The organism is Neosynechococcus sphagnicola sy1 (genome assembly GCF_000775285.1).
GTDB classification, from domain to species: Bacteria; Cyanobacteriota; Cyanobacteriia; order Neosynechococcales; family Neosynechococcaceae; genus Neosynechococcus; species Neosynechococcus sphagnicola.
Window position 1 is genome coordinate 17714 of record NZ_JJML01000064.1, and the last position, 12162, is coordinate 29875.

Annotated in this window: 12 protein-coding genes; all 12 read left to right on the top strand. The window is 52.5% G+C overall.

Annotated elements, in window-relative coordinates; genetic code table 11:
- The first annotated feature begins 88 nt into the window (after window positions 1-88).
- Window positions 89-484: a response regulator gene (locus tag DO97_RS18725; RefSeq protein WP_036536404.1), complete on the top strand. Its 396-nt coding sequence runs from the start codon at window positions 89-91 to the stop codon at window positions 482-484.
- A 111-nt stretch (window positions 485-595) separates the two neighbouring features.
- Window positions 596-1438: a hypothetical protein gene (locus tag DO97_RS21575; RefSeq protein WP_156120670.1), complete on the top strand. Its 843-nt coding sequence runs from the start codon at window positions 596-598 to the stop codon at window positions 1436-1438.
- A gap of 46 nt (window positions 1439-1484) precedes the next feature.
- Entirely contained in the window at window positions 1485-2513 is a 1029-nt protein-coding gene (locus DO97_RS18735; protein WP_036536406.1) for an ABC transporter substrate-binding protein, read from the top strand.
- A 19-nt stretch (window positions 2514-2532) separates the two neighbouring features.
- Window positions 2533-3291, top strand: a complete 759-nt coding sequence (locus DO97_RS18740; protein WP_036536408.1) for an ABC transporter ATP-binding protein — start codon at window positions 2533-2535, stop codon at window positions 3289-3291.
- Window positions 3292-3414: 123 nt separating this feature from the next.
- On the top strand, window positions 3415-3594 hold the full coding sequence (psb34, locus tag DO97_RS18745; RefSeq protein ID WP_036536410.1) for a photosystem II assembly protein Psb34: 180 nt from the start codon (window positions 3415-3417) through the stop codon (window positions 3592-3594).
- A 183-nt stretch (window positions 3595-3777) separates the two neighbouring features.
- Window positions 3778-6444 (top strand): DEAD/DEAH box helicase, encoded by a 2667-nt coding sequence (locus DO97_RS18750; protein ID WP_036536431.1) that lies wholly within the window; start codon window positions 3778-3780, stop codon window positions 6442-6444.
- Between the two features lie 163 nt (window positions 6445-6607).
- On the top strand, window positions 6608-7033 hold the full coding sequence (locus tag DO97_RS18755) for a pentapeptide repeat-containing protein (RefSeq protein WP_036536412.1): 426 nt from the start codon (window positions 6608-6610) through the stop codon (window positions 7031-7033).
- Between the two features lie 162 nt (window positions 7034-7195).
- Complete coding sequence (locus DO97_RS18760) at window positions 7196-7960, top strand: HAD family hydrolase (RefSeq protein WP_036536414.1); 765 nt, start codon at window positions 7196-7198, stop codon at window positions 7958-7960.
- 23 nt (window positions 7961-7983) lie between these two features.
- On the top strand, window positions 7984-9147 hold the full coding sequence (gene cofH / locus DO97_RS18765; protein ID WP_036536415.1) for a 7,8-didemethyl-8-hydroxy-5-deazariboflavin synthase subunit CofH: 1164 nt from the start codon (window positions 7984-7986) through the stop codon (window positions 9145-9147).
- A 34-nt stretch (window positions 9148-9181) separates the two neighbouring features.
- Window positions 9182-9571: a hypothetical protein gene (locus tag DO97_RS18770; protein WP_036536417.1), complete on the top strand. Its 390-nt coding sequence runs from the start codon at window positions 9182-9184 to the stop codon at window positions 9569-9571.
- A 965-nt stretch (window positions 9572-10536) separates the two neighbouring features.
- Complete coding sequence (locus DO97_RS18775) at window positions 10537-10725, top strand: hypothetical protein (RefSeq protein WP_036536419.1); 189 nt, start codon at window positions 10537-10539, stop codon at window positions 10723-10725.
- 37 nt (window positions 10726-10762) lie between these two features.
- A partial coding sequence (locus tag DO97_RS24160; RefSeq protein WP_052128962.1) for a calcium-binding protein occupies window positions 10763-12162 on the top strand: 1400 nt, incomplete at its 3' end.

Sequence of the window (12162 nt, forward strand, 5' to 3'; positions counted from 1 at the left end):
TGCAGATTAAGGTTTTCAGCCAGTTATTGGGGGCAGCGATGGGAATGGGTCGATCCGATATAGTGGCGGTTAATATGACATCTGGGCCATGCAATCAATACAGAGCTATATTTTGGTCGTCGATCAGGAATCAGAGGATCTACACATTCTTGAATCGCTCTTGGGGCGATTAAGGTGTGCTGTTGTGATTGCCCACTCCACTGCTCAGGCATTGGCACGTGCAAGTCAGGCTCCGCCTTACCTAGTAATTTTGACAGGCAATCATCCCGGTGGATCGGAAAGTCTTGTGAGTGTGCTGCGGAGCATGGATCGGCAAAACAACATCATGATTGTGGCACTTACTGATGTTCACGCTCCTAGTTGGCTGTACCAAGAAGAGAATCCAGGATTTGATGGTTTTTTAGTCAAGCCCATTAGCGGTGATGTGCTCACCTCCTTAGTGCAGTCAGCCTGGGTGCGTCAAGCCTGTTGTTCTGAGACCTAGCCGCTATCCTCCCCCAAAAGCATTGCCCCAATCCAAAAAACTCGGTATGCTTATGGTGGATTTACTTTGCAGGATGGTTTCTGCAACACTCCCGTATAGCAGGTATCAACCGTGTCCCAGATGTCGTCTCGGTGGCAACATCAAATCCTTGATTTCATCCAAAGTGCATTGCTGTCTGTGAGGGCTGCGGCTCAGTCCGCTGCGGGAGTATCAGCGGCAGTCCTACAGCAATGGGGTTCTCGGCAACCAAAGTCCCATCAGATAAATTCCCTGTCTGCCCTTGGTGGCCTAAGGGAGGGGGTTCTGATTCTGGCGATCGCCGTGGCAATGTTGTTCTGGAACTGGAAGCTGATGATCGCGACGAGCATTGGCATGGGGATGATGCTGTGGGTGCCCCGACTGCAATCCTGGGATTGGCAAACCCCACTCCTCAGAGTACGGCGATGGTTCGGGGGTCTGCATCGTTCCCTGATTCTGGCCGTCGGTAGTGGCGCGATCGCCATGCTCAGTAGCTACCTGGCCGTTTCAGTTTGGGTGGATTCAGACAGCCCGTGGATTGCTGCCAGTGCTATCCTTCAAGGTTTTGGCACCCTCACTGTACTGATACTGTTAGTCTGGCAACTGCTGCATCGTCAGACCCGCCATGAGGCAGATCGCTTGCAACAGTGGCTCTCCGACCTCACCGAAGTTGAACCCCTGAAGCGATTGCTCGCCATCCGGCAGTTAACCCACCTGATCTCAGCAACCCATCTGGATAAACTCCATACTCAGACGGTGGCTTCAGCTTTACGATTACTGCTGAGTCAGGAGTCCGATCCGATTGTGCGCGAGGCGGTGTTGGATGGCCTGCAAACCTTAGAAGTCAATCCTCCTTCCCAGCGCGTTGTTGCCCCTGASGGGGGTGAGTACGTCTCCCCTACTGCCCAGGGCAACGCGGCAGCGCCGCCGCTCTAAAATGTCCCCGTACCGCCCCCCCCTCTAAGCGGTTGCTTCTTTGCCCATGTCGATCAAACGTCGCCAGCTCATGCAGTATGGGGCTATTTCCCTTGGAAGTGGCCTTATCACCGCCTGTGGATCACCTCCCCAACCGCCTGCATTGACCCGAGAATTGACCAAGGTCACCTTCGGCACCAACTGGTTTGCCCAAGCCGAGCATGGTGGGTTTTACCAAGCGGTTGCTACGGGGATCTATCGCGATCATGGTCTGGATGTCAAGATTCAGATGGGGGGCCCTCAGGTGAACGGTACCCAGTTGCTCCTGGGGGGCGTAGTGGATTTCTACATGGGATTTTCTGCGGATGCCCTTCAAGCGGTAGAAGCGGGAATTCCCAAGGTTACCGTCGCAGCAATTTTCCAGAAAGATCCCCAGGTTCTGATGGCCCATCCCAATACGGGGGCAACGTCCCTAGCTGCACTGAAAGGACGGCCAATCTTTGTTTCCGCCATTGCCAATGTTACATATTGGCCGTTTTTGGTGGCCAAATACGGATTCACCGAAACCATGAAACGTCCCTACAACTTTAATCTCAGCGCCTTCTTAGCGGATAAAAACTCGGTGCAGCAGGGCTACCTGACCTCAGAACCCCTGGCAATTGAACAACAAGGGGGCTTCAAGCCCGTGATTTTTCTCCTGGCTGATCAGGGTTACAATCCCTACGCCACCACCATTGAAACCAAGCAAGCGTTGGTAGAAACTAATCCAGACCTGGTACAACGGTTTGTTGATGCTTCCATCAAAGGCTGGTATAGCTACCTGGAGGGGGATCCTGCCCCTGGGAATGCGTTGATCAAGCAAGCGAACCCCCAGATGCAGGATGCACAAATTGCCTATGGCCTTGCCCAGTCGAAGGCCAATGGCATCGTGATTTCAGGGGATGCAATCCCCCTCGGCATTGGGGCGATGACTGATTCCCACTGGCAATCCTTCTTCCAGTTAATCGCTGACCAGGGAATTGTCAAACCCAACACCGACTACCACCGCGCCTACACGCTGCAATTTGTCAATAAGGGCAGGTTACAACCTCGCTAAGATAAAACCCTCCCCTGCTATGAATTCTCACCCTGCCATTATTCTCAGTCATGTTTGCAAAGACTATGCCAACGGTCTCAGGGTTTTGGAAGATATCAACTTAAGCATCCAGGATGCCCAGTTTGTGAGTCTGGTGGGGCCGTCTGGTTGTGGTAAAAGTACCTTACTACGAATCATCGCTGGCCTAGGCCGGCTAACCACAGGGCAGTTGTGCTGGGGCACCCAAACTGCACCCCGAAAGCTGGCCTTTGTCTTTCAAGATGCCGCCTTAATGCCATGGGCCACGGTACAGGACAATGTAGGCTTGCCGTTGAAATTAGCCAGAACCTCCAAGTCAGTCGCGACAGCAGCAGTGGCAGAAGCCCTGGCAATGGTTGACCTCCAGGGTTTTGAGCAGTGCTACCCCCAACAATTATCCGGTGGGATGAAAATGCGGGTGTCAATTGCTCGGGCTATGGTCACCAAACCGGAGATCCTGCTGATGGATGAACCCTTTGGGGCCTTAGATGAAATCACCCGCAGCAAGCTCAATACCGAGTTACTGGGGTTGTGGACCCAGAAGCAGTGGACGGTTGTCTTTGTCACCCACAATCTCTATGAGGCAATTTATCTGTCCAACCGCGTCGTGGTTATGGCGGCTCACCCCGGCCGCATCGTCGCCGATGTCGCCATTGAGGTTCCCTATCCTCGCCCCCCGGAGTTTCGGGCATCGACAGTCTACAGTGCGTATTGCCGCACCATTGCCCAATATCTGGCAGCGGGGACTGCTCAGCCATAGATTCTGACATTACTAGGGCTGGGGGAGTCAGGTAATGAGTAACGAATTACAAAAATACTTGTCGAATTAATCCTGTTTTTTGTTACAATTACTTAACACAAATAAAAAGTTAGGATTTAATTCATGCGCTATACGACAGAACCCGGTGGTCGCCTCAATAACTTTGCAGTTGAGCCGAAGATGTACGAAGCGACCCCACCCACCCATACTGAGAAACGCAATTACCTGGTGTTGGGTATCGGTGCAGCAGCCTTGGTGGCAGGGTTGGTGTTTGTCGCGATCGCAGTTTCCAGCGTCGGTTAACGCCCCCCCCGACCCAGGGATTGCCCAGACACTTCGTGATCGAGTCTGAGATCCTAAGGGGAAATCCCTTCCCTCATTGATTCAGCATTCTAGAAGTCGCAGTTTAGAATGATGGGGAAACGGTGCAGAGCTATCTATGAGGATAACTGCCCCTAACCTGTCCTCCTGTTGGAATTCCTGGGTGTGAATGTTTCCCTAACAACGCCAGTTCTGGATCTGAAGACCCTTTTCCCCTTTGAACTGGATAATTTTCAGCATCAAGCGATCGCAGCCTTAGAGGCTAATCGCTCTGTTGTCGTTTGCGCCCCCACAGGTTCCGGGAAAACACTGATTGGGGAATATGCTATCTATCGAGCCTTAGCCTGGGGTAAGCGTGTCTTCTACACCACACCGCTGAAAGCCCTGTCTAACCAGAAACTCCGGGACTTTCGGCATCAATTTGGTGCCGATAAGGTTGGGTTGTTGACCGGAGACGTTTCGGTGAATCGAGAGGCACCGATTCTGGTGATGACCACCGAAATTTTCCGTAATATGCTCTATGGAACCCCGATTGGCGAAGTGGGCACCTCCCTCACCGATGTGGAAACCGTGGTACTAGATGAATGCCACTACATGAATGACCGCCAGCGGGGGACGGTTTGGGAAGAATCGATTATCTACTGCCCGAGGGAAATTCAATTGGTTGCCCTCTCCGCGACCGTTGCCAACAGTGACCAGCTTACTGATTGGATTGCTCAGGTGCATGGCCCCACTGACCTGATTTACTCCGACTTTCGTCCGGTTCCCCTGCAATTTCACTTTTGTAACCCCAAGGGGTTGTTCCCCCTCCTAGACGACAGTCAGACCAAAGTCAATCCCCGGCTGAAGGAAAAAAAAAGCCGCCCACCAGATAAAACTCGCCGCAGCAAGGATGCGGTTCCCTCCCTGGCCTTTACCCTCAGTCAGTTGCGCCAGCGAGATATGCTACCGGCCATTTACTTTATTTTTAGTCGCCGGGGTTGTGATCAAGCGGTTGCCGATCTAGGCAATCTCTCCCTGGTGAATCCTGAGGAAGCAGCGCAGTTGCAGACCCAAATTAAGGATTTTTTGCTGCGCAATCCCGACGCTGCCCGCTTTGGACAGGTAGAACCCCTGCACCGAGGAATTGCCGCCCACCACGCGGGCATCTTGCCCGCGTGGAAAGGATTGGTTGAAGAACTGTTCCAACAGGGGTTAATCAAGGTAGTCTATGCCACCGAGACCCTGGCCGCGGGCATTAATATGCCCGCTCGCACTACGGTGATTTCGAGTTTGTCGAAGCGGACGGATCTGGGACATCGGCTCCTTAACCCCTCGGAATTTCTCCAAATGGCAGGTCGTGCAGGTCGCCGGGGCATGGATCCCTTGGGGCATGTGGTCACCGTGCAGACTCCCTTTGAAGGGGCACGGGAAGCCGCCTACCTGGCAACCATCGGGGCAGATCCTTTGGTGAGTCAGTTTACCCCCAGCTATGGGATGGTGCTAAATCTGTTACAAATTCATACCCTGGAGGAAGCTAAAGAGTTGGTGGAGCGGAGTTTTGGTCAATATTTGGCCAACCTGTCTCTCAAACCCCAGCAGCAGGCGATCGCCCAACTGAAAGCAGAATTGGCTCATGTCCAGGCTCAGTGTGAAGCCGTGGACTCCCAACTCTTCCACCAATATGAAAAGTTGCGGGAACGCTTAAAGGAAGAGCAACGGCTGCTGAAAATTTTGCAGCATCAAAACCAGGAAGTCCATGCCAGTGATCTCGGCTTGGCTCTGACCTTTGCGGTTGCTGGTACGATCCTCAGTCTCAAGGGAGGGCATGTTGCCACTGCCCTTCCCCTGCCTGCGGTGCTGGTGATTAAAGCCCAGGGGTCAGGTCAGTTCCCCTACCTAGTTTGCTTGGGAAAGGATAACCGCTGGTATGTTGTGACGGTGGGGGATGTAGTGGGTCTACACGCTGAGTTTCCCCGTCTTACCGGGGTCGATGACCTTTGCCCTCCCCCCGAAATGCCCCTGAAACCAGGTCAAACCCGTCAAGGCAATGATTTGACGGCAGCGATCGCCCGACGGATTCCCCAACCCCCCCAACTGGAAATGGCTCCGGAGGTGAAAGTCCAACTCCACCAGGTTGAGATTACCCAATCCGAGGTAGCAGCCCATCCGCTGCATCAGCGCAGCGATCGCCCCACCCTGCTGAAACGGCAACGGCGGATTCAAGATCTCCAGGCAGAACTGGCGGATCGAGAGCAAAAACTCAACCAGCAGTCCCATCGCCATTGGGAAGAGTTTCTCTGCTTGATTGATGTTTTGAAATACTTCGAGTGTCTGGATGGGTTTGTGCCGACGGTCTTGGGACAGGCAACCGCCGCAATTCGCGGTGACAATGAACTGTGGCTAGGACTGGCCCTAATGTCTGGCGAATTAGACGATCTCGACCCCCATCATTTAGCAGCCGCCTGTGCGGCATTGGTCACCGAAGTTTCTCGCCCCGATAGCTGGACTCACTATAGTCTCTCGCCAGCGGTGGAAGCGGCACTCTCCAATCTCCGGAATTTACGACGTCAACTGTTTCAACTTCAGCGGCGCTATCAAGTAGTGATGCCCATCTGGCTAGAGTTTGAGATGGTCGCCCTCGTCGAACAGTGGGCACTGGGGGTTAACTGGGTTGACCTTTGTAGCAACACCAGCCTGGATGAGGGAGATGTGGTGCGAATCCTGCGGCGCACCCTTGATTTTCTCTCCCAGATTCCCCACGTCCCCTATATCCCAGAATCCCTACGTTTGAATGCTTACCGAGCCATGCATCTGATCGATCGCTTCCCGGTGAATGAAGTCAGCGATTAACCTCTCTCCCTGATCGCCGGAATTGCAGTCAGGATGGCTGTATCCAGCGTCAGTTCAGTATGTCTTCGTTCTCACCCAATCGTAGGAAGTCAAGGGTGAATCTACGGAAGCATACTGCTAGTAGTAGAGGCGGCGGCTTCTCCACCTCAGGGAGGGAATCAAGATGAAACGCACAATCCTAGTAACGCTGGCTTTATTGACCCTAATCATCGTGCCAGCCAGGGCAGAAAACCCAAACCAAGTCCAACAATTGCTAGAAACTGGGGCATGCCCAGGGTGCGACCTGTCTGGAGCAGATTTAACCGAAGCCCATCTGATTGGGGCTGACCTGCGTGACACCAACTTGCAGGGTGCGAAATTGGTCAATGCCAACCTAGAAGGGGCAGATTTAAGTGGTGCCAACCTCAAGGGAGCCAATCTCACCGGCGCGTTTGTTACCAATGCCACGTTGAATCAGGCCAACTTGACCAATGTCAACTTTACCAATGCCCAGTTGTTCCACACCGACGTGGCGGGGGCAGTGGCAACAGGGATTAACCTCAGTGGTGCCAAACTGTTCGGCACAGATCTGAATGTGGGCGGCAATTGAGTCCAGTTCTCCGGTACAGTGGTTGCTGGAGTCCTCTGAGCGCAAGTCTGGGTAGGGTCATCCCTACAAAGCTCTAGGTGATCGCCTGTCAGACAGCCTTCCAGAATTGGCGGATGACAGTTTGAGAATGTTCTAAGCAGCCTGATCCGCACCATCATTGCTATGCCCCAGTTGCGTGCCCTGATTTTTGATGTCGATGGAACCCTGGCCGATACCGAGCGGGATGGTCATCGGGTAGCCTTTAATTGTGCCTTTGCCGATGCTGGGTTGGATTGGGATTGGTCCGTCGCGTTATATGGTGAGTTACTCCAAGTCACAGGTGGCAAGGAGCGGATGCAGTTCTATTTAGATTGCTATCGATCGGACTGGCCGCGCCCCGCAAACCTGAAAGCCTTAATTGCTGATCTGCATAAGGCCAAGACCCACTACTATACCCAACTGCTAGCCACCGGAGCGATTCCCCTCCGTCCAGGGGTGCGGCGGTTGCTGGAAGAAGCCCGAAGTCAGGATATGCGGCTGGCGATCGCCACCACCACTACCCCGGCGAATGTAACGGCGCTGCTTAGCCATACCCTCCCGGCGGATGGCGTGTCATGGTTTGAGGTGATTGCAGCCGGTGATATTGTCCCGGCCAAAAAACCTGCCCCTGATATTTATCAATATGCCCTAGAGAAGATGGGCTTAGAAGCGGCGGACTGTCTGGCCTTTGAAGATTCTTACAATGGGCTGGTTTCAGCACAGCAAGCCGGATTGAAGACCGTGATCACGGTTAATGACTATACGCATGATCACGACTTTAGCGGAGCATTGGTCGTCTTAGATCATCTGGGTGAGCCAGATCAACCTCTGACGGTGCTCCAGGGAGAGGTGAGCTTGACCCCCTATTTAGATTTAGCGATGGCTGAACAATTGCACCGTCAACTCTGACGGATACCCCATGAATAGTCCCCATGAATAGCCTGAGTTTCATTCTCCGTCGGGTGCTGGCTGGTTACGATCTCTCTCCGGATGCAGGGGTTGTCTTGCTCCAGCAAACCGATGTCGGGGCGATCTCAGACATTCGGGAAACCGCCGATGCCCTTCGTCGTCAGCAAGTGGGTGAAACCGTCACCTACGTGGTCAACCGCAATCTCAACTTTACGAATATCTGTGAGCAGCACTGTGGGTTTTGTGCCTTCCGTCGGGATGAGAATGAGGCGGGGGCCTTCTGGCTGGATCAGACTCAGATTCTGGAAAAAGCTGCGGATGCGGTTAAGCGAGGGGCAACCGAAATCTGTATGCAAGGGGGGTTGAATCCAGGAGCTAAGCTTCAGGGAGCCTCCCTCCCCTACTATTTGCGGTTGGTGGCATCCCTTCAGGAGCACTTCCCCCAACTCCATCTCCATGCCTTCTCTCCCCAGGAGATTCAATTCATTGCCCGGGAAGATGGGCTGACCTATGGAGCGGTGATTGCAGCCTTACAAGCTGCGGGGGTCGGCTCCATGCCGGGAACGGCGGCGGAGGTGCTAGATGATCGAGTGCGGCAAATTCTCTGTCCTGAAAAAATCAGTACGGCCACCTGGATCGAAATTGTCCAAACGGCTCACCAACTGGGCTTACCGACCACCAGTACCCTGCTCTCTGGGCATATCGAAACCCCAGAACAACAGATTCACCACCTGACTCTACTGCGATCGCTGCAGCAACACGCACAGGCACAGGGATATCGTGGGATGACAGAATTTATTCTCCTCCCCTTTGTAGGTCAAGCGGCACCGAAGCCGCTGCGCCGTCGAGTCGGGCGAGATCAACCCGTGCTGGCGGATGCCTTGTTATTAATGGCGGTGGCTCGAATCTTTCTGGGGCGTTGGATTCCCCATCATCAACCCAGTTGGGTCAAACTGGGGCTGGCTGGAGCCACTGAAGCCCTCACCTGGGGGTGTGACGACATCGGTGGTACGCTCATGGAGGAACACATCACCACCATGGCGGGAGCCCTGGGAGGCACCTCTCTGGAACCCGCGACCCTCCAAACTGCCATCCATAGTTTAGGGCGTCCCGCCCAACAGCGCGACACTCTCTACCAACCCATCGGTGAACCGCAGTTACCACCCATGGTTGCCTTGCCGCTGTAAATGATCCACCTGTCTAGATTAGGAACCTGTTTAGATGTCACCGCTCAACCGATTCATCCTCTGCCTGCCCCTTCTCAGTTTTGGATGGGCGATGGCGGCAGTTGCTCAACCCCTCTCCCATCCAATTCCCTATGAAATTAGGTTGCGGGGCACGCCAGGAGCCAATATTGGGGGTAGCTATGCCATTCTCAACCCGGATGGTACCTATGCCACACAAAGCTTTGATGGCACTCTCCCCCAGGTGATTCAAGTCCAAGCACCTCGGACTGCAACGGTTTCTGCCAGCGGTGGTAGCTTGGTGGAAGCCATTGACTTGACCATCAGCATTTATCAAAATGGTAAGCTCTGCGCTGAAGCTAATGGGAGTGGACGGGGCAACTTTGTGACCACCGAATGCCTACCCTCCAGCCCTCAGAGTCAATAGCTGATCCATGCTGTTTAAAAGCGAGAAATTGTGGTTATTAAGCTGGTAAAGTGCAGCCGATTCCTGACTGACAGCAGCCAATTAATGACTGACAAAAGATTCAGGACTAGGGTCGTACTCCACTTGACCGAGAAATGCTATAACAGTCTAAGGGAGTGGGAAAGTGGTGCAGGTTCAATTATTAGAACTTCTGTATTATTAGAGCGCCTGGAAGAAACTCCGAGGTCGTCTTGCCAAGAACAATCATTTTAAAGGGTGTCTTCCTGTATTTCCAGACGACAACTCCAACGCAGGCATGGTGCAATAAAATATCGGAGCAAAAGGGCAAGTAGACATTATTTTCATCCAAATATCTGATTCGTAAATCTCAAATTCTAGCGACAGATTCATTATTTTTAAAATCTACTATCGCGATCTCAAAACCAGAAAAGTAATGCAGAGTCTAGCTTCAATCATCAATGAGGTGGACTCAACTGGCTAGACAATTTTGAGGAATCCATAAGCTCTGAAAATTGAGATCTCCATGTCTTAAATCAAGATTTTTTAGAAACGAACCGCTTCTAGAGAGACTTTGGCTTTGAATTGTGGACTGTACTGTTTACGTTTGTTACTCATGAACTACTCCTATCCTCTTTTGAGTGCTTCAGAGCTTAACCCCCTGTCCATTTTTGGGGACTACTTCAGTCCGCAGAGGTATAGCTCAAACCGTTCGGAAACTGTAAAATGTGTATAGCTCGTAGGGTTTTCCCCGTGTTTTAGTAAACATCCGAGTATCCCTGTGAGCTTCTCTTGGGAAGATCTCTGGGTGATGCACTTCACGCTTGAATGGGCGGATCACTATAGATATACATCAGATATACATCGTTTCAAACATAGTTCAGTTAGAGTGTCATTGGTAAGAGCATAATCTTTAGACACAGCCGCCATAATCGACTGCTATAAAAGTTATAGATAGGAGATTAATAATGGCAAATTTCACGCTTAAAACGGGTATAGATAACATTAATGGAGGAACTGGTAATGACATTTTTATAGCCACCTATAATGATGGAATGACTGGTACATTTGCCATTGGAGATTCTCTCAATGGTGACGCAGGCATAGATACGCTGAAGATTACCCCTATTCGGGGTAGCTGCAATCACACCACCTGACAACCTTTGGAGCAATATTGCCAATATCGAAAAAATTGTGATTTCCACTACAGATGATGGCGCACAAACCATTATCTCAGGTACTGCCTTTGAGGCAGCATTCGCGGCGGCAGGTATTGGTCTAACAACGACATCTGGTGCAGGTGCCATCACGACTGACATGAGTTCGTTTACTGGGGCTGTGTTGCTAGAAGCAACATCCAATGCAGGTGCGCAGACGGTTACGACGGGTGCAGGTCTTGCCACCGTGACAGCGATATCCAATGCAGGTGCGCAGACGATTACGACGGGTGCAGGTCTTGCCACCGTGACAGCGATGTCCAATGCAGGTGCGCAAACTATTGTTGGTTCAAATCTTTTTAAAGTGGCAGCGACATCAGCTGATGGTGCGCAAACGATTACCAGTACTGGCGCAGATTCTGTCAACGTGAAAGCAATATCGACTGCGGGTGAGCAGACGATTACGACGGGTGCAGGTGCAGATGTCATAACCGCAACGACAACTGCCGCTGCCGCCACTAATATAATTACTGCTGGGGCAGGCAACGATCTCGTTACCATCCTTGCTTCTGCCACAGGTAACTATACCCTCAATGGCGACGATGGTAACGATTATCTATTGGGTGGCGGTGGGAGTGGCGATACCCTCAATGGTGGTGATGGCGATGATACACTGTTAGGCAGCGCAGGCCACGACTTGCTCAATGGTGAAGTTGGCAACGATAGTCTGCGCGGAAATGACGGCCCTGATACCCTCGTGGGTGGTGATGGCAACGACACCCTTAATGGTGGCAATGGGTCAGACTCCCTCAGTGGAGGCATCGGCAATGATTCGCTGTTAGGGAGTGAGGGCAATGACACCCTGGCTGGGGGCGATGGCAACGATAGTCTTGATGGTGGGAATGGCACCGATAGTCTTGATGGTGGGAATGGCATCGACACTGTTGACTACACCGCTGCCGCACTTGGGATTGATATCAATCTGGAAACAGGAATCACCAGTGGTGGCACCGAAAATGATCGACTCGCGAGCATAGAGGGGGTCATTGGTTCCCAGGGGAACGACCACATCATCGGCGGAAGTGGAAATGATCACCTGGAAGGGCGTGGAGGAACTGATTCTCTCAGTGGCGAATCTGGAGACGACGAATTAATTGGCAGTGGTGGCAATGATCGACTGAGCGGTGGGAGCGGCTACGATACCCTCTCGGGGGGCAGTGGCAATGATCGGTTTATCTTTGACACGGGGGTACCGTTTGATAGCAGTACTATTGGCATTGATACCATTACTGACTTTGCCTCGGGTCAAGATTACCTGGTGCTGGATCGGACGACATTTACCCAATTGGGCACAACGGTCAGTTTTGCCGCCGTAGGCACGGAGGCAGACGCTGCCACCAGTGCGGCTCTGATCACCTACATCACCGCAACAGGAAG

What these genes read in the sequence shown, in the direction of transcription:
- DO97_RS18735 (WP_036536406.1), top strand. Translation starts at nt 1,485, where the DNA reads ATGTCGATCAAACGTCGCCAGCTCATGCAGTATGGGGCTATTTCCCTT.
- psb34 (WP_036536410.1), top strand. Translation starts at nt 3,415, where the DNA reads ATGCGCTATACGACAGAACCCGGTGGTCGCCTCAATAACTTTGCAGTT.
- DO97_RS18755 (WP_036536412.1), top strand. Translation starts at nt 6,608, where the DNA reads ATGAAACGCACAATCCTAGTAACGCTGGCTTTATTGACCCTAATCATC.
- DO97_RS18770 (WP_036536417.1), top strand. Translation starts at nt 9,182, where the DNA reads ATGTCACCGCTCAACCGATTCATCCTCTGCCTGCCCCTTCTCAGTTTT.
- DO97_RS18760 (WP_036536414.1), top strand. Translation starts at nt 7,196, where the DNA reads ATGCCCCAGTTGCGTGCCCTGATTTTTGATGTCGATGGAACCCTGGCC.
- cofH (WP_036536415.1), top strand. Translation starts at nt 7,984, where the DNA reads ATGAATAGCCTGAGTTTCATTCTCCGTCGGGTGCTGGCTGGTTACGAT.
- DO97_RS18740 (WP_036536408.1), top strand. Translation starts at nt 2,533, where the DNA reads ATGAATTCTCACCCTGCCATTATTCTCAGTCATGTTTGCAAAGACTAT.
- DO97_RS18725 (WP_036536404.1), top strand. Translation starts at nt 89, where the DNA reads ATGCAATCAATACAGAGCTATATTTTGGTCGTCGATCAGGAATCAGAG.
- DO97_RS18775 (WP_036536419.1), top strand. Translation starts at nt 10,537, where the DNA reads ATGGCAAATTTCACGCTTAAAACGGGTATAGATAACATTAATGGAGGA.